General features: G+C 55.4%; 18 protein-coding genes and 1 riboswitch. Of the genes, 9 read left to right on the forward strand and 9 right to left on the reverse strand.

The features are described from left to right. Positions 1-98 precede the first annotated feature (98 nt). Genes CKO_RS21040 through CKO_RS21050 form a run of 3 tightly spaced genes read right to left on the reverse strand, consistent with a single transcriptional unit; the run spans position 99 to position 5,034 of the window. Positions 99-1,223, reverse strand: a complete 1,125-nt coding sequence (locus CKO_RS21040; protein ID WP_012135619.1) for an ABC transporter permease — start codon at positions 1,221-1,223, stop codon at positions 99-101. Next, positions 1,223-3,970: a ribosome-associated ATPase/putative transporter RbbA gene (rbbA, locus tag CKO_RS21045; protein ID WP_012135620.1), complete on the reverse strand. Its 2,748-nt coding sequence runs from the start codon at positions 3,968-3,970 to the stop codon at positions 1,223-1,225. Before rbbA ends, CKO_RS21040 begins: the two co-directional genes overlap by 1 nt. Further along, positions 3,967-5,034: an HlyD family secretion protein gene (locus tag CKO_RS21050; RefSeq protein ID WP_012135621.1), complete on the reverse strand. Its 1,068-nt coding sequence runs from the start codon at positions 5,032-5,034 to the stop codon at positions 3,967-3,969. The genes rbbA and CKO_RS21050 overlap by 4 nt, the downstream gene beginning before the upstream one ends. A 413-nt stretch (positions 5,035-5,447) precedes the next feature. After that, positions 5,448-5,631: riboswitch (M-box (ykoK) riboswitch) on the forward strand. Between the two features lie 56 nt (positions 5,632-5,687). Here CKO_RS21050 and CKO_RS21055 point away from each other — a divergent pair. Then, positions 5,688-6,701, forward strand: coding sequence for a magnesium transporter (locus CKO_RS21055; protein WP_012135624.1), 1,014 nt, complete (start codon positions 5,688-5,690; stop codon positions 6,699-6,701). Between the two features lie 37 nt (positions 6,702-6,738). On the opposite strand, the gene CKO_RS21060 is transcribed toward CKO_RS21055, so the two are convergent. After that, positions 6,739-7,932 carry a BaiN/RdsA family NAD(P)/FAD-dependent oxidoreductase gene (locus CKO_RS21060; RefSeq protein WP_012135625.1) on the reverse strand — a complete coding sequence of 398 codons (1,194 nt, stop codon included), beginning with the start codon at positions 7,930-7,932 and terminating at the stop codon, positions 6,739-6,741. Positions 7,933-8,162: 230 nt separating this feature from the next. Between CKO_RS21060 and pitA the strand changes: the two genes are divergently transcribed. Next, a complete protein-coding gene (pitA, locus tag CKO_RS21065; protein WP_012135626.1) occupies positions 8,163-9,659 on the forward strand; it encodes an inorganic phosphate transporter PitA in 1,497 nt (498 codons plus the stop codon). Positions 9,660-9,801: 142 nt separating this feature from the next. Here pitA and uspB read toward each other — a convergent pair whose 3' ends face one another. Then, on the reverse strand, positions 9,802-10,137 hold the full coding sequence (uspB, locus tag CKO_RS21070) for a universal stress protein UspB (RefSeq protein ID WP_012135627.1): 336 nt from the start codon (positions 10,135-10,137) through the stop codon (positions 9,802-9,804). A 391-nt stretch (positions 10,138-10,528) separates the two neighbouring features. Between uspB and uspA the strand changes: the two genes are divergently transcribed. The 4 genes from uspA (at position 10,529) to nadS (ending at position 13,473) form a co-directional block, all read left to right on the forward strand. Continuing rightward, positions 10,529-10,963 (forward strand): universal stress protein UspA, encoded by a 435-nt coding sequence (uspA, locus tag CKO_RS21075; RefSeq protein ID WP_000323571.1) that lies wholly within the window; start codon positions 10,529-10,531, stop codon positions 10,961-10,963. A 298-nt stretch (positions 10,964-11,261) separates the two neighbouring features. Continuing rightward, complete coding sequence (gene dtpB, locus CKO_RS21080) at positions 11,262-12,734, forward strand: dipeptide/tripeptide permease DtpB (RefSeq protein WP_012135629.1); 1,473 nt, start codon at positions 11,262-11,264, stop codon at positions 12,732-12,734. Between the two features lie 113 nt (positions 12,735-12,847). Continuing rightward, complete coding sequence (locus CKO_RS21085) at positions 12,848-13,189, forward strand: type II toxin-antitoxin system RelE/ParE family toxin (protein WP_048902455.1); 342 nt, start codon at positions 12,848-12,850, stop codon at positions 13,187-13,189. Beyond that, complete coding sequence (gene nadS, locus CKO_RS21090) at positions 13,186-13,473, forward strand: NadS family protein (protein ID WP_012135632.1); 288 nt, start codon at positions 13,186-13,188, stop codon at positions 13,471-13,473. The genes CKO_RS21085 and nadS overlap by 4 nt, the downstream gene beginning before the upstream one ends. 65 nt (positions 13,474-13,538) lie before the next feature. On the opposite strand, the gene CKO_RS21095 is transcribed toward nadS, so the two are convergent. Next, positions 13,539-14,042, reverse strand: coding sequence for an RrF2 family transcriptional regulator (locus CKO_RS21095; RefSeq protein WP_012135633.1), 504 nt, complete (start codon positions 14,040-14,042; stop codon positions 13,539-13,541). A gap of 233 nt (positions 14,043-14,275) precedes the next feature. Here CKO_RS21095 and CKO_RS21100 point away from each other — a divergent pair, with 233 nt between their 5' ends. Next, entirely contained in the window at positions 14,276-15,478 is a 1,203-nt protein-coding gene (locus CKO_RS21100) for an NAD(P)/FAD-dependent oxidoreductase (RefSeq protein WP_012135635.1), read from the forward strand. Between the two features lie 73 nt (positions 15,479-15,551). On the opposite strand, the gene rsmJ is transcribed toward CKO_RS21100, so the two are convergent. Beyond that, a complete protein-coding gene (gene rsmJ / locus CKO_RS21105; protein WP_012135636.1) occupies positions 15,552-16,310 on the reverse strand; it encodes a 16S rRNA (guanine(1516)-N(2))-methyltransferase RsmJ in 759 nt (252 codons plus the stop codon). 8 nt (positions 16,311-16,318) lie between these two features. Next, positions 16,319-18,361: an oligopeptidase A gene (prlC, locus tag CKO_RS21110; protein WP_024131039.1), complete on the reverse strand. Its 2,043-nt coding sequence runs from the start codon at positions 18,359-18,361 to the stop codon at positions 16,319-16,321. 206 nt (positions 18,362-18,567) lie between these two features. Between prlC and CKO_RS21115 the strand changes: the two genes are divergently transcribed. Then, on the forward strand, positions 18,568-19,410 hold the full coding sequence (locus CKO_RS21115; protein ID WP_012135639.1) for a 23S rRNA (adenine(2030)-N(6))-methyltransferase RlmJ: 843 nt from the start codon (positions 18,568-18,570) through the stop codon (positions 19,408-19,410). A gap of 104 nt (positions 19,411-19,514) precedes the next feature. Then, positions 19,515-20,867, forward strand: coding sequence for a glutathione-disulfide reductase (gorA, locus tag CKO_RS21120; protein ID WP_012135640.1), 1,353 nt, complete (start codon positions 19,515-19,517; stop codon positions 20,865-20,867). 156 nt (positions 20,868-21,023) lie between these two features. On the opposite strand, the gene CKO_RS21125 is transcribed toward gorA, so the two are convergent. Next, positions 21,024-22,418 carry a cytochrome-c peroxidase gene (locus CKO_RS21125; protein ID WP_024131040.1) on the reverse strand — a complete coding sequence of 465 codons (1,395 nt, stop codon included), beginning with the start codon at positions 22,416-22,418 and terminating at the stop codon, positions 21,024-21,026. Between the last annotated feature and the right edge of the window lie 359 nt (positions 22,419-22,777).

The following is a 22,777-nucleotide window of genomic DNA, read 5'->3' on the forward strand; positions in this document are numbered from 1 at the left end:
GTTTCGTTGCCGGGGGCGCTTCGCTTGCCCGGCCTACGTCCGTTTTCGTTGGTAGTTCACAGGCCGGATAAAGCGTAGCCGCCATCCGGCAATAATGTTTACGCCATCGTGCCAATCGTCTTTCTGAAACGCAGTAGCGCTATCAGGAAGAAAGCGCTGCCGATCGCCAGCAGCGTCAGAAACTGTGGCCAGACGATGCCAAACCCGGCGCCGCGATAAAGTATCGCCTGCGCGAGGCTGACAAAGTGAGTGGTCGGCATCGTCAGCATGATGTCCTGCACCATCTGCGGCATACTTTCACGCGGCGTGGAACCGCCGGAGAGCATCTGCAACGGCAGCAGCACCAGAATCATCAGCAGCCCCAGTTGCGGCATCGAACGCGCCAGGGTGCCCATAAAAATGCCGATAGACGTGGTGGCGAACAGGCTTAACGCGACCCCCAGCATAAACAGCGGAATGGAGCCCTCAATCGGCACGCCGAGTACCCCCTTCACCATCAGCATCAGCGACAGCCCGGAAACCACCAGCACCACCAGCCCCATCGACCAGACCTTCGCCATCATGATCTCAAACGGGGTGATCGGCATCACCAGCAGGTGTTCAATCGTCCCGTGCTCCCGCTCGCGGATCAGCGCCGAGCCGGTCAGCACAATCGCCAGCATGGTGATGTTATTAATAATCGCCATTACGCCGCCGAACCATGCCGGGTCCAGATTCGGGTTGAAGCGCATCCGGGTTTCCAGTGAGACCAGCGGCTCGCTATTGTCGCGGTAACGCGCCACAAAGCTGTTCACCTCGCCGCTGATGATGTTCTGGATATAGCTGTTGCCGGTAAACGCCTGACTCATGCGCGTCGCATCGACGTTCACCTGAATATCCGGCTGCCGCCCCGCCAGCACATCCCGTTGGAAATTGGGCGGAATATTGACGGCAAAGGTGTAACGTCCGGCATCCAGTCCGGCGTCCATCTCATCGGCGGTGATCATCTCCGGCGGCAGGAACCACGGGCGATAGAAGCTGTTCACAATGCGATTCGACAGCTGAGACTGGTCCATATCGGCAATCGCGATTGGCGCAAGGTGCAGCGAACCCGGCAGAACGGTGGCGGAGGAGTACACCGAAATCGTGAAGGCAAAGACAATCAGCGTCAGCATTGCCTTATCCCCCAGCAGGCTGCGTAACTCTTTGATGCCGAGGTTATAAATATTGCGTAATCGGCGCATCACCCCTCCTGTTTTTTCAGCAGCAATACGCTCAGGCCAATCACCAGCGGAATGGCGATCGCCAACGGCACGAACAGCGGCCAGAGATCCATCAGATCCAGCGCTTTCGAGAACGTACCGCGCGCGATCGTCAGAAAATGGCTGGTCGGGTAGATCTCGCCGATCCATCTCCCCGGCCCTTCCAGCGACGCCACCGGGTCGATCATCCCGGAGAACTGCGTCGCCGGGATCAGCGTAATGATCGAGGTGCCGAAAATCGCGGCGATCTGGCTTTTCATAAACGTCGAAATCAGCAGCCCCATCCCGGTGGCAATGGTGACGTAAAGCAGCGCCGCCAGGGTGAGCGTCAGGAAGCTGCCCTTATGCGGCACGCCAAAAACAAACACCGACAGCGCGCAGAGCAACAGGAAGTTCAGCATCCCCAGCGCGATGTACGGCAACTGTTTACCGAGTAAAAATTCGCTACGGGTGGTCGGCGTCACATACAAGTTGATAATCGATCCCAGCTCTTTTTCACGCACCACGCTCAGGGCGCTGAGCATTGACGGGATCATCATCAACAGCAGCGGAATTACCGCCGGCACAATCGCTGGCAGGCTTTTCACATCCGGGTTGTAGCGATAGCGCGTTTCAATGGTCATCAGCCCGCCCTGGCTGCTGGCATTCGGCTGACGGCTCGCCACATCCTGTAGCCAGCTCTGGTGCATCGCCTGTACGTATCCCCTCACCGTTTCCGCGCGACTGGGCATTGCGCCATCCACCCACACGCCAATCTGCACCGGCGTGCCGCGGGCGATATCCCGTCCAAAATTGGGCGGAAGTTCTATCGCGACCGCCACCTCGCCCGAGCGCATACGCCGGTCAAGATCGTCATAGCTGGTAAGCGGCGGCTGCTCGATAAAATAGCGAGACCCCGCCAGGTTCAACGACCAGGCCTGGCTGCTGACGGTCCGATCGCGATCGAGCACGGCAAAGCGCAGGTTTTCCACATCCATGCTGATACCGTAGCCCATGATCAGCATCAAAATGACCGTCCCCAGCAAGGCCAGCGTTGACCGCACCGGATCGCGGCGCAGCTCCAGCGCTTCACGGCGGCTGTAGCTGAACAGGCGTCGCAGACTAAAGCCCTGGCGCGGCGGTTTACTCGTTTTATGCGCGTCTGGCGCGTCCGTTGTCGGCAGCGGTGATACTGGCGCTGGCCCTGCGGCTTCCTGTAACCAGGAGATAAACGCCTCTTCAAGACTGGCTGCGCCCCGCCGCTCTACCAGTTCCTGCGGCGTGCCGCTGGCAAGCACCTTTCCGGCGTGCATCAGCGACATGCGGTCACAGCGTTCCGCTTCGTTCATAAAGTGGGTGGAGATAAAAATGGTCACCTTATCCTGGCGCGACAGATCCACCATCAACTGCCAGAACATATCCCTGGCGACCGGGTCCACGCCGGAGGTCGGCTCATCCAGAATCAGCATTTCCGGGCGATGGATCACCGCCACCGCCAGCGACAAGCGCTGGCGAATACCGAGCGGCAGCGCCTCCGGCAGCATATCTTCGACGTCAGAGAGCATAAAACGCTCGCTCATCTGCGCTACGCGCTGCGGAATCTCTGCGTCCGGGATGTGGAACAGGCGGGCATGTAGCTCCAGGTTTTGCCGCACGGTCAGCTCGCTGTAGAGTGAAAACGCCTGCGACATGTAACCCACCCGGCGGCGGGTTTCGATATCCTTCGGGTCAACCGACTGTCCGAACAGCCAGGCTTCCCCTTCGCTGGCAGGCAGCAGCCCGGTGAGCATTTTCATGGTGGTGGACTTGCCGCAGCCGTTCGATCCCAGAAAACCAAAAATCTCTCCGCGCGGGATGCGGAAATTGACGTGATCGACGGCGACGAAATTGCCAAACCGCATGGTCAGATCTTTCGCCTCAATGGCTATCTCTTCCTGCGTCGCATCATAAGGCGGGATAACAACGGGTTTGTGCGCCTGGCGCTGCGCCTCTGGCAACAGGGCGATAAACGCCTGCTCCAGCGTGGCGCTGCCGGTTTTGTCCCGCAGTTCTTGCGCACTGCCCGTCGCCATCACTTCACCTGCGTTCATCGCCACCAGCCAGTCGAAACGCTCGGCTTCTTCCATATAGGCCGTGGCGACCAGCACGCTCATGTTAGTCTGCCGCTGACGAATGCTGTCGATCAACGCCCAGAACTGGGCGCGGGAAAGCGGGTCAACCCCGGTGGTAGGCTCATCAAGAATCAGCAGTTCCGGGTCATGGATCAGCGCGCAGCACAGCCCCAGTTTTTGTTTCATGCCGCCCGAGAGCTTCCCCGCCGGGCGATCGCGAAACGGCGCCAGCCCGGTGCTGTTCAGCAGATCGGTAATTCGCGCTTCACGCTCCGCTTTATCATGCCCGAAGAGACGCGCGAAGAAATCGACGTTCTCATACACCGACAGCGTATGGTAGAGGTTCTTTCCCAGCCCCTGCGGCATCCAGGCTATCCGTGGGCAGACATCGCGGCGGTGCGTCGCGTCGCGCATGTCGCCGCCCAGCACCCGCACATTGCCCTGCTCGATAACGCGCGCGCCGGAGATAAGTGATAGCAGGCTCGACTTACCGACGCCGTCCGGGCCAATCAGCCCCACCATACAGCGAGCGGGGATATCCAGCGTGATGTTGTTCAGCGCCACCGTTGCCCCGTAATGCTGACTCACGCCGTCAAGGTGCGCCACGGGAGGAATGGGAAGACGCGCCAGGTTCGTCATTGCGGCAGCCTCACCGCCAGATCGTCAGGCCAGGGACGCTGTTCATCCAGCCGTACCCATGCCATACCCGGCAAACCGGTTTTAACGTATTCCAGATGCTGCTGTAACAGCGCTGGCGGGATACGCGCCTTCACGCGGAACATCAGCTTCAGCCGTTCATCGCTGGTTTCGACGGTTTTCGGCGTGAACTGCGCGACGCTGGCGACAAAACTGATGGTGGCCGGAATGCGCAGGCTGGGCGCGGCATCCAGCACCAGGCGCGCTTCTCCGCCAATTTTCAGCAGGCCGGCCTGCTCGGTCGGCAGGAAGAAGGTCATGTAGACATCGCTGAGATCGACCATATTCAGCACCCGGCCGCCCGCAGACAGCACCTCTCCCGGTTCGGCAACGCGGTACTGGACGCGGCCATCTCGCGGCGCTTTTAATTCACTGTCATCGATGTCCGCCACAATGCGTCGTTCGGTAGCCTGCGCCGCGTCTACGCGGGTCTGCGCCTGAATAATGCTGGTGCGGGCCGCTTCAATCGCCGCTTTCGTCGCAGAGACCTGGGCTTTGGCGGATTCCAGCGCGGCGCGAGCGCTTTCGGCAGCGGCGCGATCGTCATCCAGCTGTTGAGCGGAAACCGCACCGCGCTGCGACAGCGAACGGGAACGCACATGACGTTTGGAGACCGAATCCAGCTCGGCTTCACGCTGCTTCACCACCGACTGGGCGGCGCGCGTTTCGCTCTGGCGTTGCTCCAGCAGGGCGCGCGCGGCGGCAACCGCGCTTTCAGCCTCTTTGATTTGCGCGATGGCTTCCAACCGCTGTTCCTGCAACACGCGGGTGTCCATCTTCGCCAGCACCTCGCCCTGGCGCACAAATTGCCCTTCCGACACCAGAATGGTGTCAATTCGACCGGCGATTTTGGTGGCAATATCGACTTCTGTTGCCTCAATTCTGCCGTTGCTGGCGGCAAAGCCATCCGGTACGCCAGCAGGACGTAGCATCCACCACGCTACGGCTGCTATTGCCACCAGGATGCCAACACTCCACCACACCAGATGACGCTTTATTTTGTCCATATCCGACCCGCCGTGATCCCTGTTAGCCAACAATGCGTGTCACAACACCCCCGAACACATGTTCAGCGGGATATTCCATCCGGGATAAGAAGGAAAAAAAGAAAATGGCCAGACGGCATGCAGGCGTCAGCGCGGCGCTCGCCGTAAAGGAAAGTGAATGACGGAAATGCTCGAAAAACGGGTACTAATGTTGTCATCATCAGCGTTCCTGGCCGTAAATGAAACACGCATACTCATATGTACTATCAATGAAATACTAACACCAATACCCGTGATGTCTATTCACTTCATTCTTTAATGGGTTTCGCTGGCTTTTATTGGCAGAGAGACGATGTGGTATATCAACCGTTGATAAACCATCTAAATTATAAACATTGTGAATGGTTAACATTCTCTATACTGGCGGCTCATTTTATCGATCTCGTTATGGCGAGGCTCCTGCACAAATATAAGTTACCGCCCTGCTGGTATCGAGAGAGACCACTCAGGGAAATACAGGCATCCATCGAATCAAGGTGTTGCCAAGGTAACTTCTGACGATATCACTATCGGGCAGATACGTTGTGCAGTGCTAAAACCAGGACGTAGGGATCTGCCTGTGCTCATCCTGTCTTGTTCGCCCCTATGAGAGCTTTTTATAGGGAATTACATCAATGTCATCCATCCACGTTTGCAACGCACATCACCCGGCTCCGGCTTTTGACGGCGATGCTATCGCGCAATATATGCGTACCGATTTTATTATGCTGCCGGATCATCTCAGCGTTCATGAGGCGCGTGAATTCTTTGTGTCGCAACTCACCTCAGATGATATTCCCGGCCAGGTGTTTGTGGTTGCGGAAAAACAGCTGCGCGGGGTTTTATCCATCAAGAAACTTTTACAGGCAAGCGACACGGCGCAATCTATCCACGCCTTAATGGACAGTTGCCTGTTTCGCGTCAAACCCGACGACGAACGTCCACACATCATTGCCGAGCTGACCGAACGCCAGCTCGATCTGGTGCCGGTCGTCGATAAAGGCGAGCTGGTCGGCTGCCTGATGGAAAAAGAGATTGCCCATCTTCTGGAAGATGACGTCACTGAAGACGTGCAGCGCCAGGGGGCGACGCTGCCGCTGGAGAAACCGTATCTGGACATCAGCCCGTGGACGCTGTGGAAGAAACGTTCTGTGTGGCTACTGCTGCTGTTTGTGGCGGAAGCCTATACCAGTAGCGTACTGCAACATTTCGAAGAGGCGCTGGAGTCAGCGATTGCGCTGGCCTTCTTCATCCCCCTGCTGATTGGCACCGGCGGCAACAGCGGCACACAAATAACCTCTACGCTGGTGCGCGCAATGGCACTGGGCGAAGTGCGGCTGCGCGACATGGGGCGGGTCATTCGCAAAGAGGCATCGACCTCGCTGCTGATCGCCATAACGCTGGGCCTGGCGGGTTGTCTGCGCGCCTGGATGATGGGTATCGGCGTGGAAATCACGCTGATCGTCAGCCTGACGCTGGTATGCATTACGCTGTGGAGCGCGGTGGTGTCATCGGTGATCCCGATGGTGCTCAAGCGCATCGGCATCGACCCTGCGGTGGTCTCCGCGCCGTTTATCGCCACGCTGATCGACGGCACCGGACTGATTATCTACTTTAAAATCGCCCAGTATTTTCTTGGCCTGAACTGACAACTGCGCCCGACCGCTCTCTGGTCGGGCAAACCCGTTATCCTTCGCTCAGCGCCTGCGCACATGCCCACGCGCTCGACCAGGCCCACTGGAAGTTATAGCCCCCCAGCCAACCGGTGACATCCATCACCTCGCCGATAAAATAAAGTCCCGGCACTTTTCGGGCCTCCATCGTGCGCGAAGAAAGTTCATCGGTGTTCACGCCGCCAAGCGTCACTTCCGCCGTGCGATAGCCTTCCGTACCATTAGGCTGTACGCGCCATTCGGTCAGCGTTTCAATCAGCGCTTGCTGCTCGCGTGCGTTCAACTGTTTCAGGGAAACATCCGGGATTTGCCCAAGCTGCTGTAAACATTCCACCAGGCGCTTCGGCAACTGCATCGCCAGCGTATTTTTCAGGCTTTGATTCGGGTGCGCGCAACGTTGTTCATTGAGGAAATCATCAGGATCGACCTCCGGCAGCAAATTGATGCTGACAAATTCGCCGGGCTGCCAGAAACTCGAAATCTGTAAAACCGCCGGGCCTGACAGCCCACGGTGGGTAAAGAGCAGATTTTCACGGAATACCGTACCGTCCTGCGCCGCGATCACCGCAGGCACCGAAACGCCGGATAACACCTGAAGCTGCTCCAGCAGCGGTTTATGCAACGTGAAGGGCACCAGCCCGGCGCGGGTCGGCAGGACATCCAGACCAAACTGTTCGGCAATTTTATAACCCAACGGCGACGCGCCCAGACCGGGCATGGAGAGACCGCCCGTGGCGATCACCACTTTTTTCGCCGCGACCGTCATGCCGTTCAGTTCCAGGGTAAACCCTTCGTCATCACGCGCAATGCTGAGCACTTCGCTGCGCAGGCGCATCGTCACGTTGCCCTTTGCGCATTCCGCCACCAGCATATCGACAATTTGCTGCGCAGAGTCGTCGCAGAACAGCTGGCCGAGCGTCTTTTCATGCCAGGCGATGCCGTGTTTGCCCACCAGATCGATAAAGTCCCACTGGGTGTAACGCGCCAGCGCCGATTTGCAGAAATGGAGGTTCTGGCTCAGATAGGCAGCAGGTTCGACATACAGATTCGTGAAGTTGCAGCGCCCGCCGCCGGACATCAGGATCTTACGCCCCGGTTTTTTACCATTATCGATGAGCAGCACGCGGCGCCCCGCCTGACCGGCCTGCGCCGCACAGAACATACCCGCCGCGCCAGCGCCTATAATAACGGCATCAAACCTTTCCACTTTGCGATCCTCTCTGAAAACAGGGCGTGAATTGTAAAGATTCCTCAGTGGTCGCACCAGCGCCAAAATCGATGGATATGAGTATTTAATTGAATTCTATAAGATAATTCTTTAGTGGCATGACATTAAGCAGGCGTTATATCAAAAAAAGTCTATATTTCACTTTGCCCGCGCCGCGAAAGTCACTGATAATGCGCCGCGTTCATGTCCTCAAAATGGCGTAACGTCCTATGCTACATTTGTTTGCTGGCCTGGATTTACATACCGGGCTTTTATTATTGCTTGCTCTGGCTTTTGTGCTGTTCTACGAAGCGATTAACGGCTTCCATGATACAGCCAACGCAGTGGCAACCGTGATTTATACCCGTGCGATGCGTTCGCAACTGGCGGTTGTTATGGCTGCGGTCTTTAACTTCTTTGGCGTTCTACTGGGCGGTCTGAGTGTAGCCTATGCCATCGTGCATATGTTGCCTACGGATTTGCTGCTTAACATGGGTTCCGCACATGGCCTCGCTATGGTGTTCTCTATGTTGCTGGCGGCCATTATCTGGAACCTCGGTACATGGTACTTTGGTCTGCCTGCCTCCAGTTCCCATACGCTGATTGGCGCCATCATTGGTATCGGTTTAACCAATGCAATGATGACCGGCACTTCAGTGGTGGATGCGCTAAATATACCTAAAGTTATCAATATCTTTGGGTCATTGATTGTCTCCCCTATCGTAGGCCTGGTGTTTGCTGGCGGTCTGATCTTTTTGCTGCGTCGCTACTGGAGCGGCACTAAAAAGCGCGCACGTATCCACCTGACCCCTGCTGAACGTGAAAAGAAAGACGGTAAGAAAAAGCCGCCATTCTGGACGCGTATCGCACTTATCCTCTCGGCTATCGGCGTGGCGTTCTCTCATGGCGCTAACGATGGTCAGAAAGGCATTGGTCTGGTCATGCTGGTTCTGATTGGCGTGGCGCCTGCGGGCTTCGTCGTCAATATGAACGCATCCGGCTATGAAATTACCCGTACCCGCGACGCCATCAACAACGTCGAAACGTACTTCCAGCAGCACCCTGATCTGCTGAAAAAAGTCACCGGCGTGGATCAGCTGATTCCCGCACCGGAACCGGGCGCGACAGAACCCGCAGAGTTCCATTGCCACCCGGCGAATACCATCAATGCGCTTGATCGCGCGAAAGGTATGCTGGCGAATCTGGAAAGCTACGACACGTTAAGCGTTGACCAGCGTAGCCAGCTGCGTCGCATTATGCTGTGCATCTCCGACACGACCGATAAAGTCGTGAAGCTGCCTGGCGTAAGCAATGACGACCAGCGTCTGCTGAAAAAACTGAAAACCGATATGCTGAGCACCATTGAGTACGCGCCGATCTGGATAATCATGGCCGTCGCGCTGGCGCTGGGTATTGGCACCATGATCGGCTGGCGCCGCGTGGCGACCACCATCGGTGAGAAGATTGGTAAGAAAGGCATGACCTATGCGCAAGGGATGTCGGCGCAGATGACGGCCGCAGTCTCTATCGGTCTCGCCAGCTACACCGGTATGCCGGTATCCACCACGCACGTCCTTTCTTCCTCCGTCGCGGGGACAATGGTTGTGGACGGTGGCGGTCTACAGCGCAAAACGGTCACCAGCATTCTGATGGCCTGGGTGTTTACCCTGCCAGCGGCGATTATTCTGTCCGGCGTGCTGTACTGGATCTCGCTGAAGATTATCTAAGCGTGACCGTGCCGGATGGCGGCGATGCCTTATCCGGCCTACAAAAACGCAGCACGTAGGCCTTAAAGCGACGCGCCATCAGGCAAAGGAATGCAGAATCAACCGTATTGAGCGGGTCAGGAAACTGACCCGCTTTTTTTGCTCAGTGCCAAATCAACAGCGCAACCATACTGATCAGCACCAGACCGCATAATGCGCTGGTGAGGATGAACTGGCCGCGAACGCGTTCACAACGGCGGATGAATTCATCATCGTGGTGATCGCGATAACGTTGCGCGTAGATATACCACACCAGACGCATCTGTTTGTTGGGTTGACCATGCGAGGTAAAGAAGCCACCTCCATCCACATATTGGTAGAGCAATGGATCGCAACCACGCAGTACCACTAACAGCGCGCGTAACGATGAGAAATAGCGCGCCATATTAACAATGCAAACGACACATAAAGCCCAGAATAATGCGACGGTGCTTATCATACCTCCTCCCCGGCGACCCGCCCACGGAGCTCCTCTCCGGGACTACCGCTCCCCCGATACTCAGCCAGACAGTTCAGTGAAAGAGTCCTGCTAAACCGTTCACGCCAGTGCCCTGCATCCGAACGGCTCTATTAAATAGTGTAGGAGATCAGTTAATTTTTTTGCCAGAAGGTTAACCGCTATCAATGCAATTAACTGAAAATTTTGTTTAACTGATTGGCAAGCAAGGCGGATTGACGGATTATCCAGGTCGCTATAATGTAAGGATAGTCTTTACATTCACTTCTCGGCTGGGCTAGCCCCGCGCTGTAGTTCGCAGGACGCGGGTGACGCGGCGGCACAAGAAACGCTAGCTGGCTAGTCATCGACAACTTATGGAAGGAGTAACACTATGGCTTACAAACACATTCTCATCGCGGTTGACCTTTCCCCGGAAAGTAAAGTTCTGGTAGAAAAAGCGGTTTCAATGGCGCGTCCTTACAACGCGAAAGTCTCTCTTATCCACGTTGATGTCAATTACTCTGACCTGTACACCGGCCTGATCGACGTGAATCTGGGCGATATGCAAAAACGCATCTCTGAAGAAACACACCATGCGCTGACCGAACTTTCCACCAATGCCGGTTATCCTATCACCGAAACCCTGAGCGGCAGCGGCGATCTGGGTCAGGTACTGGTTGACGCGATCAAAAAATACGATATGGATCTGGTCGTTTGCGGTCATCATCAGGACTTCTGGAGCAAACTGATGTCTTCAGCACGCCAGCTGATTAATACCGTGCATGTCGACATGCTGATTGTTCCGCTGCGCGACGAAGAAGAGTAAGTTCTGTTGTGCCGGATGGCGGCTGACGCCTTATCCGGCCAGGCATTCATCAGCCCGATATACACAGCGCCCGCCAATGCGGGCGTTTTTGTTTATGCCTTCCCTCGAACACATTCCAGTACAACATTCCAGACCACAAATCATAATTAGTGTGATCAACTAATTAGATCGAAAACCATCTCTATAATAATCTATTCATTCGGTTAATGACCGCAGTCTATAACAGAGTCAGACTTTTTCGGCGCGTTTTGGCATACGCGTTCATACTTTTCGGGATGGCATTGAAAGGCGAAGGAATATGAATACAACTGCACCTACGGGCTTGCTACAGCAACCCCGTCCGTTCTTCATGATCTTTTTTGTAGAATTATGGGAGCGATTCGGCTATTACGGCGTCCAGGGCATCCTGGCGGTTTTCTTTGTTAAACAGCTTGGCTTCTCTCAGGAACAGGCATTTATCACCTTTGGCGCATTTGCCGCACTGGTGTACGGCCTGATATCCATTGGCGGCTACGTTGGCGATCACCTGCTGGGAACTAAGCGTACCCTGGTACTGGGGGCGATTGTCCTGGCGATCGGCTACTTCATGACCGGATTATCGTTACTGAAACCGAGCCTGATTTTTATCGCGCTGGGGACGATTGCCGTCGGTAACGGGCTGTTTAAAGCCAACCCTGCGAGCCTGCTGTCCAAGTGTTACCTGCCCAAAGACCCCCGTCTGGACGGCGCGTTCACCCTGTTTTATATGTCGATTAACATCGGGTCGCTGCTGTCGCTCTCCCTCGCCCCGGTCATCGCCGACAAATTCGGCTATGCCGTTACCTATAACCTGTGCGGCGCCGGGCTGATTGTCGCGCTGCTGGTCTACTTCGCCTGTCGCGGTATGGTGAAAGATATCGGTTCAGAGCCAGACCATAAGCCGCTGAGCTTCCGTAATCTGCTCGCCGTACTGATCGGCACCGTCGCCATGATTTTCCTCTGCGCCTGGCTGATGCATAACGTAAAAATCGCCAACCTGGTGCTGATCGTCCTGTCGATTGTGGTCATCATTTTCTTCTTCCGTGAAGCGTTTCGTCTGGATAAAACCGGACGCAACAAAATGTTCGTCGCTTTTATCCTGATGCTTGAAGCGGTGCTGTTTTATATTCTGTACGCACAGATGCCTACATCGCTGAATTTCTTCGCAATCAATAACGTACATCACGATATTCTCGGTTTTACCATTAACCCGGTCAGCTTCCAGGCGCTGAACCCGTTCTGGGTGGTGGTTGCCAGTCCCGTACTGGCGGCGATTTACACGCGTCTGGGGAGCAAAGGCAAAGATCTGACCATGCCGATGAAGTTTACGCTGGGCATGTTCCTCTGTTCGCTGGGCTTTTTGACCGCCGCCGCCGCAGGCATGTGGTTCGCCGATGCGCAGGGGCTGACTTCACCGTGGTTTATCGTGCTGGTGTACCTGTTCCAGAGTCTGGGTGAGTTGCTGATTAGCGCCCTGGGGCTGGCGATGGTTGCCGCGCTGGTGCCTCAGCACCTGATGGGCTTTATTCTCGGGATGTGGTTCCTGACGCAGGCGGCGGCTTTCCTGCTGGGCGGCTATGTCGCAACCTTCACCGCCGTACCGGAAAACATCACCGACCCGCTCCAGACGCTACCCATCTACACCGGCGTGTTCAGCAAAATAGGCCTCGTCACACTGGCGGTCACCGTTGTGATGGCGATTATGGTGCCGTGGTTGAACCGGATGATTAATACGCCGGATAGCAGTAAATAAGCGTCAACTTTTAGTTTTGACCGCGAGTAACATCGCGGTTTTTTTTTATCTGTTAACTCTTACGATGTAAGAGTATAATTTGAACAAACAGGTCATCATGGACGGACATGACCATGAACTACATTGAATTTATTGAGACTTCTGTCTTTGCCCGCCAGCGGGAAGCCCTGCTCACCGAGGATGAATATCGCGCATTTCAGGAAATGCTCATTATAAACCCGCTGGAAGGTGATTTAATTCAGGGTACAGGTGGTTGCAGGAAAGTTCGTTTTGCTCCAGCGAGCCACTGTAAGGGAAAAAGCGGCGGGATTCGTAGTATTTACTATTTTCAAAATAGCGAAGGGCGTATCTGGCTTTTCATGGCTTACCCTAAGAACAAAAAGGATAGTCTGAGCGGCGAAGAAAAAAACGCCCTCAAATCCATCATTCACCAACTAAAAGAGGGCTCGTTATGAACGATTTCTTTAAAGAGCTGATGGAATCTGCAAGCGAGGCCGTTGAAATCAGCCAGGGTCGCAAACCTGCTGCCCGAATCACCCGATATGAACTTCCAGATGTCAAAGCTATCAGGAAGAAAGCCAATATGAAGCAGAATGAGTTTGCACAGGCAATAGGCGTCTCATCTTCCCTGATTCAGGCCTGGGAGCAGAAGAGGCGTATCCCTACCGGAACTTATCTTAAGGTTCTTCGGGTGATAGAGCGTAATCCAGAGATGGTTAATCTTTTCAAAACAGTCTAATCGCAACATAGTCCGATAAGCACAGCGCTATCGGACATAGCCGCATCCGGCCTGCGTTCGGGCATTTACCCTTTACGCGCGTCAATCCATTCCTGCACTTCAACCACAAAGGTCTCTGGCGCTTTGCGGTACATCTTACGCGCCAGATCGAGAATGGTATGCTGCCCTAACGCTTCTTCCATACGCTGCTGCGCCATGTCCATTACCGAGCGCACGCCGCAGATACCTTCGCAGGCCCACGCCGGAGGCTGCTCATCAAAAACAGCCAGACGCTGGCGAATTTCACGGCATTCAAAGATGCGCTTGTCACCGTCAATGGCGTTGACCACATCCAGCACCGTGATGTGTTCGGCAGGCCTGGCGAGCTGAAAACCACCGCCTTTGCCTTCGATGCTGCGCACCAGGCCCGCTTTCGACAGACGGGTAAAAATCTTGGCCAGATAGTCGTAGGGCACGCTTTGCAGGTCAGCAATTTCGCGAACGCTCATATCGCGGGCGTCGCCTTTGCTGTCCACCATACACATCAGGCTATGGATGCCGTACTCAACCCCGGAACTGTAGAATGCCATGCTCTTATCTCAGCCAAAATAATTCTGAGTTATTGTAGCTTTTTCGACAGGCGCCTGCCAGACAGAGAACCACAGCACATCAGGAATTAAAATTTAATTCATTATTTATCATAATGATAACCAACAGATCTGGATCATTTTCCACTGGATCGCACAAATGACATTGCATTCATTAACTACGACCAATAAAATCCGAGTAAATAACTTCATCGTTAACATTGAGTGCAACCTAAATGCGTAAACAAATTCTGATCGTTGGTGCAGGTTTTTCCGGGATGTGGGCCGCGCTGAGCGCCGCCCGTCTGGCAGATAAACACCAGAATGACACAATTGATATCACCGTTATCGCCCCACAACCCGAACTTCGCGTACGCCCTCGCTTTTATGAAAATGCCGTCCAGACGCTGGTCGCTCCCCTGCAACCGCTGTTCGACGAAACCGGCGTCAACTTCCTGCGCGGGACGGTTGCGCAGATCCTTCCCGACTCAAAAGAGGTGAGCTGGGCAGATGCCTCCGGCAAAACGCACTTACATCGCTACGACCGTTTGATTCTGGCAAGCGGCAGCCACGTTAACCGTTCACTCGTAACGGGCGCAGATGCGCATGCGTTCGATCTGGATCAACTGGAAAGCGCCGCCGTACTGGAGCAGCACCTGAAGGATCTGGCGAACAAAGAAGAAAGCGACGCGCGCAATACCGTTGTTGTTTGCGGCGGCGGCTTTACCGGGATCGAGATGGCGCTGGAGTTGCCTGGCCGTTTACGTGATATTCTCGGCGCTGATGCTAAGACCAGAGTAGTCGTAGTTGAACGCGGCCCGCAGCCTGGCGCTCGCTACAGCGAAGAACTGCGCAACGTGATTATCGAAGCGTCGGCAGAGCTGGGCGTGGAGTGGCTGGTGAATACGGAAGTGGAAAGCGTGGACGCAACGGGCATCACGCTGAAAGACGGGCAAACCATCGCGTCGCAAACTGTCATCTGGACCGTCGGCGTTCAGGCGAACGATCTGACCGGGCAGATTGACGCTCCGCGCGACCGTCAGGGGCGTTTACATGTGAACGCTCAGCTTCAGGTGGTGGGTCACGATGACATTTATGCCACTGGCGATGTGGCGTACGCCGCAACCGATGACAAAGGCAACCATGCGTTAATGACCTGCCAGCACGCTATTCTGCTGGGCAAGTTTGCCGGGAATAACGCGGCCGCTGACCTGCTGGAGGTCGCTCCTCTGCCGTATCGTCAGGAAAACTATGTCACCTGTCTGGATCTTGGCGCATGGGGCGCGGTCTACACCGAAGGCTGGGATCAGCAGGTAAAACTGACGCGTGCGGAAGCGAAAAAACTCAAGCTGTCGATTGTCAGCGAGCTGATCTATCCACCGAAGGCCGACAGAGCCGTGGCGTTTGAGATTGCCGATCCGCTGGCGCCGTTTGTTTAATCAGCCTTGCCGGATGGCGGAGTACCCTGCATGAACCGTAGGCCCGATAAGCGAAGCGCCATCGGGCAATTTGTTACTCCACCAATGCCGTACCGGTATAAATATCAAACCGGTGGCCTTTGGTGACAACCGCGTTCGGCGTGGCGATATCCGCTAACGGCGGCGCGTAATCCGGGCGCTTCACCACGACCCGTTTGGTCGCCAGCTGGCGCGCTGGCGCCAGCAAACCATCAGCATCAAGATCCGGCCCGACCAGCGACTGAAACACCCGCATCTCTTTTTTCACCAATGCGCTTTTCTGCTTATGCGGGAACATCGGATCGAGATAAACCACCTGCGGGCGCGGCGTGATATCCGTCAGCGCCGTCAGGCTGGAGGCATGGATCAACTGCAAGCGTTCCTGCAACCACGGGCCGATTTCCGGGTCGGCATACCCGCGCGCCAGACCGTCATCCAGCAACGCCGCGACCACCGGGTTGCGCTCCAGCATGCGCACTCGACACCCCACGGAAGCCAGCACAAAAGCATCGCGCCCCAGTCCCGCCGTCGCATCGACCACATCCGGCAGGTAATCGCCTTTAATGCCGACCGCTTTCGCGACCGCTTCGCCGCGACCGCCGCCGAACTTGCGGCGATGGGCCATCGCCCCGCCGACAAAATCGACAAAGATGCCGCCAAGCTTCGGCTCATCGCGCTTACGCAGCTCCAGATGCGCAGTCGTCAGCACCAGCGCCATCGGGTTGTTTTCGTCATGCTCTAACCCCCAGCGGGCGGCAAGAACAGATAAGGCGCCGTCTCCGGCGCCTGTTTCATCAACTAAGCAGATCTTCACGTACGCTATCAGCCTTTAATGCCGTAGTGCGTCAGCATCGCGTCCAGCTGCGGTTCACGACCACGGAAGCGCTTGAACAGCTCCATCGGCTCTTCCGAACCGCCGCGAGTCAGGATGTTGTCGAGGAACGACTGCCCGGTATCGCGGTTGAAAATGCCTTCTTCCTCAAAGCGCGAGAAGGCATCCGCCGCCAGTACATCGGCCCACAGATAGCTGTAGTAACCTGCCGCATACCCCCCAGCGAAAATATGGCTGAAGGCGTGCGGGAAGCGGCCCCATGACGGCCCCGGCACCACGGCGACCTGTTTTTTGATCTCAGAAAGCGTTTCCAGAATTTTCGCCCCTTGTTCCGGGTTAAATTCCGCATGCAGACGGAAGTCGAACAGGCCAAACTCCAGCTGACGCAGAATAAACAGCGCCGCCTGGTAGTTCTTCGCCGCCAGCATTTTATCCAGCAGTTCCTTCGGCAGCGGTTCGCCGGTCTCGTAGTGACCGGAGATAAACGCCAGCGCGTCCGGCTCCCAGCACCAGTTTTCCATAAACTGGCTCGGCAGTTCGACCGCATCCCACGGCACGCCGCTGATGCCGGAAACGCCCGCCGTTTCGATGCGGGTCAGCATGTGGTGCAGACCGTGGCCGAACTCGTGGAACAGGGTGATCACTTCATCATGCGTGAACAGCGCCGGTTTACCGTTAACCGGACGGTTAAAGTTACAGGTCAGGTAGGCGACCGGTTTTTGCAGCGAGCCATCGGCTTTGCGCATCTGGCCGACGCAGTCATCCATCCACGCCCCGCCACGCTTGTGCTCACGCGCATACAGATCGAGGTAGAAACTGCCGCGCAGTTCGTTGTTTTCATCATACAGCTCGAAGAAGCGCACGTCGGGATGCCAGACATCCACATCGTTACGCTCTCTGGCCGTAATGCCGTAAATGCGTTGTACCACTTCAAACAGGCCGTTCACGGCTTTGTTTTCCGGGAAGTACGGGCGCAGTTGCTCATCGCTGATGCTGTAAAGGTGCTGCTTCTGTTTCTCGCTGTAGTACGCGATATCCCACGGTTGCAGTTCATCGACGCCGAACGTCGCTTTCGCGAAGGCGCGCAGTTGCGCCAGCTCTTTCTCGCCCTGCGGACGCGCGCGTTTCGCCAGATCGGTTAAGAAATCCAGCACCTGCTGCGGGTTTTCCGCCATTTTGGTGGCGAGCGATTTAAAGGCATAGCTGTCGAAACCCAGCAACTGCGCCAGTTCATGACGCAGCGCGAGGATCTCTTCCATCACCGGGCTGTTGTCCCATTTACCCGCGTTCGGCCCCTGATCGGAGGCGCGCGTCACATAGGCGCGGTACATCTCTTCACGCAATGCCGGGTTGTCGCAGTAGGTCATCACCGGCAGATAGCTTGGAATATCCAGCGTCAGCAGCCAGCCTTCCTGTTCTTTCGCTTCCGCCTGCGCTTTCGCGGCGGCAAGAGCGCTTTCCGGCATGCCCGCCAGTTCCGCGTCGTCAGTCACTAACTTCGTCCAGCCCATCGTAGCGTCGAGCACGTTGTTGCTGTACTGATTACCCAGCTCGGACAGGCGAGTGGCGATTTCACCATAGCGCTGCTGTTTTTCTTTCGGCAGACCAATACCGGAAAGCTCAAAATCGCGCAGCGCGTTATCAACCGCTTTTTTCTGCGCGAGGTTCAGGGTCGCGTAATGGTCGCCATCGCGCAGGTCGCGGTACGCATTGTACAGACCCTCGTGCTGACCAACCCAGGTGCTGTATTCAGACAGCAGCGGCAGCGTCTGCTCATAGGCTTCGCGCAGTTCCGGGCTGTTTTTAACAGAATTCAGGTGGCTGACCGGAGAGAAAATGCGCCCCAGCACGTCGTCCACTTCCGCCAGCGGCTGGCAGAGATTTTCCCAGGTGTACGGCGCGCCCTGCGCCACTACCCGCTCCACGTTTTCACGGCAGTCATTCAGCGCCTTTGTCACGGCAGGCACCACATGCTCAGGCTGGATTTTGGAAAACGGCGGTAGCGAGAAAGGCGTCAGTAATGGATTGGTCATAAGCGCTGTCCTGTTGAATGAGGTGAATGAAGCGCGCATCCGGCGCTGTGCATATTTGTTTCAGATGGGGGTAAGTGTAGTGAATTTCAATGGCGAGCGTAGCGGAAAAATACCCGGTAGCGCTGCGCTTACCGGCCTACGGGTAATCTGCCCTTTTCTGCTGTAAACTGTGACAAATCGTCTATTTCAGCGGAATTTAATTACCCATGCTCAGTTATCGCCACAGCTTTCACGCTGGCAACCACGCCGACGTCCTCAAACACACTGTTCAGAGCCTGATTATCGAGTCGCTCAAAGAGAAAGAGAAACCGTTTCTTTATCTGGACACGCACGCTGGCGCTGGCCGTTATCAGCTGAGCGGCGAACACGCCGAGCGCACCGGTGAATATATGGAAGGAATCGCCCGCATCTGGCAGCAGGACGATTTACCAGCCGAGCTGGAGCCTTATATCGGCGTGGTAGAGCACTTTAACCGTAACGGGCAACTGCGTTACTACCCGGGTTCCCCGCTCATCGCCCGCCAGCTGCTGCGTGAGCAGGACAGCCTGCAACTGACGGAGCTGCATTCAAGCGATTTTCCGCTGCTGCGTTCTGAGTTTCAAAAAGACAGCCGCGCCCGCGTGGAGCGTGCCGACGGCTATATGCAGTTGAAGTCCAAACTGCCGCCGGTTTCGCGTCGCGGCCTGATCCTCATCGACCCGCCTTACGAAATGAAAACCGATTATCAGGCGGTCGTCAGCGGCATCAGCGAAGGGTATAAGCGCTTTGCTACCGGCACCTATGCGCTGTGGTATCCGGTGGTGTTACGCCAGCAAATTAAACGCATGATTCACGACCTGGAAGACACTGGAATCCGCAAAATCCTGCAAATTGAGCTGGCAGTACGCCCGGACAGCGACCAGCGGGGCATGACCGCCTCTGGCATGATCGTCATTAACCCGCCGTGGAAGCTGGAACAGCAGATGAACAACGTGCTGCCGTGGCTGCACAGCAAGCTGGTTCCAGCGGGCACCGGGCACGCTTCCGTCAGCTGGATCGTGCCAGAGTAATCACAGCCATCGGTGGAACCTTTTAATTCCAGGTATACAATCGCGAATATTTTGGCGAATGGCATTGCGCTCATTCGTCCTACAATGAACATGAAGGAGCGGTCATGACCAAACACTATGATTACATCGCGATCGGCGGCGGAAGCGGCGGTATTGCCTCGATTAACCGTGCCGCTATGTACGGTCAGAAATGTGCGTTGATTGAAGCCAAAGAGCTGGGCGGCACCTGCGTCAACGTCGGTTGCGTCCCTAAAAAAGTGATGTGGCATGCCGCGCAGATTCGCGAAGCGATCCATATGTACGGCCCGGACTACGGCTTTGACACCACCATCAACGCGTTCAACTGGGACACGCTGATTGCCAGCCGCACGGCCTATATCGACCGTATTCACACCTCGTACGACAACGTGCTGGGTAAAAATAACGTGGATGTGATCAAAGGATTCGCCCGCTTCGTGGATGCCAGAACCCTTGAAGTGAATGGGGAAACGATCACCGCCGATCACATTCTGATCGCCACCGGCGGTCGCCCGAGCCATCCGTCCATTCCGGGTACGGAATACGGTATCGACTCCGACGGTTTCTTTGCGCTGCCTGCGCTGCCGGAGCGCGTTGCGGTGGTCGGCGCGGGTTACATCGCCGTAGAACTGGCTGGCGTGATTAACGGCCTGGGCGCCCAAACGCACCTGTTCGTGCGTAAACACGTGCCGCTGCGCAGCTTTGACCCGATGATCACCGAAACGCTGGTTGAAGTGATGAACACGGAAGGCCCGACGCTTCACACCCACGCGATCCCGAAAGCGGTGGTGAAAAACGCCGACGGCAGCCTGACCCTGCAACTGGAAGACGGTCGCAGCGAAACGGTGGATTGCCTGATTTGGGCGATTGGCCGCGAACCGGCAACCGACAACGTTAACCTTGCCGCCACCGGCGTGAAAACCAACGAAAAAGGGTACATCGTCGTCGATAAATTCCAGAATACCAGCGTGGAAGGTATTTATGCGGTGGGCGATAACACCGGAGCGGTTGAGCTGACGCCAGTCGCCGTGGCGGCGGGTCGTCGTCTCTCCGAACGTTTGTTCAACAACAAGCCGAACGAGCATCTGGACTACAGCAATATTCCGACCGTGGTCTTTAGCCACCCGCCGATTGGCACCGTGGGCCTGACCGAACCGCAAGCGCGCGAACAGTACGGCGACGACCAGGTGAAAGTGTACAAATCATCGTTCACAGCCATGTACACTGCGGTGACGTCTCACCGTCAGCCCTGCCGAATGAAGCTGGTGTGCGTCGGCGAAGACGAGAAGATTGTCGGTATTCACGGCATCGGCTTCGGGATGGATGAAATGTTGCAGGGCTTCGCGGTCGCGCTGAAAATGGGCGCCACCAAGAAAGACTTCGACAACACCGTGGCGATTCACCCAACGGCGGCGGAAGAGTTCGTGACAATGCGTTAATCGTCGATAAGCGCCGGATGGTGTGATGATCCTGTCGGCCAGATAAGGCATTTACGCGGTCATCCGGCGCCATGCCCGATGGCGCTATGCCTATCGGGCCTACGCGTGCGGTTTTCCGTAGGCCCGATAAGACCTTAGCCGTCATCCGGCATTCTTTTATTTTCCTTGCATATACGGCGTATACACCCCGTTCAGGCTTTCCAGGAACGCGACAATATCATCAATGTCTTTCTGCGGAATCTCTTTCCCCACCTGATAACGCAACATCAGTTTCACCGCTCCGTCGAGGGTTGGCACATCTCCACGGTGGAAATACGGCGCGGTCAGCGCAACGTTACGTAATCCTGGCACTTTCTGACGCAATTTATCGCGAACTTCATTGGTGACGTTCATACGTCCAATGTCCGCAGCGGTAATTTCGCCGAAATTAAAGTCTTTCTTCAGACCCAACGGCTCGAAGGAACGCCCACCGAGAATAATACCGCCGTGACAGGCCGCGCATTTATTCTCTTTGAACAGCTCATAGCCATGTTTCTGCTGCGCCGTCAGCGCATTTTCATCCCCTCGTAACCACTTATCGAAAGGCGAATTTGGCGTAATCAGCGTCTTCTCAAACTCGGCAATGGCATCCGTAATCGTTTCTCCGCTGAAGCCTTGCGGATATATCGCCGTGAACTGCTGTTTTAGCACCGGGTCTTTATCGAGTTTCCCAATAATTTCATCCCAGGATTTAGAGGCCATTTCAATCGGGTTTAACGGCGGCCCGCCAGCCTGCGCCTGCAACGTCGGTGCGCGACCATCCCAGAATTGCTCAACGTTAAAGATCGAGTTGAACACCGTTGGCGCGTTGATTGGCCCTACCGCGCCGCCCACGCCGATGGAGGTTTTCCTGCCGTCCACGCCGCCCGCGTTCAGCGCATGGCAATGCGCGCAGGAGATGGTGCTGTCACCCGATAAACGGGCATCGTGGTAGAGGGTAAAACCCAGTGCGACTTTTTGATCGTCAACCGGCAGTTTTTCGGGGACAGGCTGAACCGGCTCATTACGGTGCGCCGCCGCCGTATCCGCGCTGGCGTAGTAACGTTCGCGCTGTTTAGCGATCCAGCCGAGAATCTCCTCCCGCTCCGTATCACTGACCTTACCGGCCCAGTGCAGCGCGGTATAGCGCGTTGGCGGCATTGTTTCGTACTGCATCACCCATTCAATCTTATTCAGATCGCTTTGCGTGACGGGTTTATCCGCGACCAACGCGGCGCGTACTGCTTCAAGGTTGAAAGATTTATAGCCCAGTTGAATGTCATAATTCATCAACTGCTTAGCAACGGGAAAAGAGGAATAAAAAGGCAGTTCAGCAGAGGGGGTATGACAATAATCGCATCCCTTTTCCCGCAAAAAACCCAGGATTTTATTATTGTCTTCCAGCGTTGAGGCTTGCACATCAGCTTCTTTACTACGTTGATTATCGTGATACCAGACGTAACCAGATAATCCTAAATAACAAATCGCAATGCCTGCTATGGCTATCGCGGTAAGACGGGTAATGATTTTCATTATTTTACCCTCACTATAGTGAGATATTATGGCCCAGAAGATGAACATAAATCAGGCGTATGTCTTTATTAGACATAGCCATCATAGGAAATACAGGCGAAGGGTTTTTGATAAGTATCAAGCAATTACATGGGGATAAACTATCGATAAGATAGCTTTTCCCTATTATAAGCAGGGTCTTTCGGCGTCGGTATTCATAACTCGTTGCAATCGAATGTTCTGAAAGTGAAAATCTTCCTGTTACGGCTATTCCATATTTTTTATATTATTATCAGTAATCTATATTTAAAGACTCTTTTTCACGCATTAACAAAGCGTGATCTATCGCACAGTTTGCACCTCATATACCGAAGCGAATG

The sequence above is a fragment of the Citrobacter koseri ATCC BAA-895 genome (assembly GCF_000018045.1).
Classification (GTDB): Bacteria; Pseudomonadota; Gammaproteobacteria; order Enterobacterales; family Enterobacteriaceae; genus Citrobacter_B; species Citrobacter_B koseri.

What these genes read in the sequence shown, in the direction of transcription:
- rbbA (WP_012135620.1), bottom strand. Translation starts at nt 3,970, where the DNA reads ATGACGAACCTGGCGCGTCTTCCCATTCCTCCCGTGGCGCACCTTGAC.
- dtpB (WP_012135629.1), top strand. Translation starts at nt 11,262, where the DNA reads ATGAATACAACTGCACCTACGGGCTTGCTACAGCAACCCCGTCCGTTC.
- CKO_RS21085 (WP_048902455.1), top strand. Translation starts at nt 12,848, where the DNA reads ATGAACTACATTGAATTTATTGAGACTTCTGTCTTTGCCCGCCAGCGG.
- CKO_RS21115 (WP_012135639.1), top strand. Translation starts at nt 18,568, where the DNA reads ATGCTCAGTTATCGCCACAGCTTTCACGCTGGCAACCACGCCGACGTC.
- prlC (WP_024131039.1), bottom strand. Translation starts at nt 18,361, where the DNA reads ATGACCAATCCATTACTGACGCCTTTCTCGCTACCGCCGTTTTCCAAA.
- nadS (WP_012135632.1), top strand. Translation starts at nt 13,186, where the DNA reads ATGAACGATTTCTTTAAAGAGCTGATGGAATCTGCAAGCGAGGCCGTT.
- CKO_RS21055 (WP_012135624.1), top strand. Translation starts at nt 5,688, where the DNA reads ATGTCATCCATCCACGTTTGCAACGCACATCACCCGGCTCCGGCTTTT.
- uspB (WP_012135627.1), bottom strand. Translation starts at nt 10,137, where the DNA reads ATGATAAGCACCGTCGCATTATTCTGGGCTTTATGTGTCGTTTGCATT.
- pitA (WP_012135626.1), top strand. Translation starts at nt 8,163, where the DNA reads ATGCTACATTTGTTTGCTGGCCTGGATTTACATACCGGGCTTTTATTA.
- CKO_RS21100 (WP_012135635.1), top strand. Translation starts at nt 14,276, where the DNA reads ATGCGTAAACAAATTCTGATCGTTGGTGCAGGTTTTTCCGGGATGTGG.
- CKO_RS21095 (WP_012135633.1), bottom strand. Translation starts at nt 14,042, where the DNA reads ATGGCATTCTACAGTTCCGGGGTTGAGTACGGCATCCATAGCCTGATG.
- gorA (WP_012135640.1), top strand. Translation starts at nt 19,515, where the DNA reads ATGACCAAACACTATGATTACATCGCGATCGGCGGCGGAAGCGGCGGT.
- uspA (WP_000323571.1), top strand. Translation starts at nt 10,529, where the DNA reads ATGGCTTACAAACACATTCTCATCGCGGTTGACCTTTCCCCGGAAAGT.
- CKO_RS21050 (WP_012135621.1), bottom strand. Translation starts at nt 5,034, where the DNA reads ATGGACAAAATAAAGCGTCATCTGGTGTGGTGGAGTGTTGGCATCCTG.
- CKO_RS21040 (WP_012135619.1), bottom strand. Translation starts at nt 1,223, where the DNA reads ATGCGCCGATTACGCAATATTTATAACCTCGGCATCAAAGAGTTACGC.
- CKO_RS21125 (WP_024131040.1), bottom strand. Translation starts at nt 22,418, where the DNA reads ATGAAAATCATTACCCGTCTTACCGCGATAGCCATAGCAGGCATTGCG.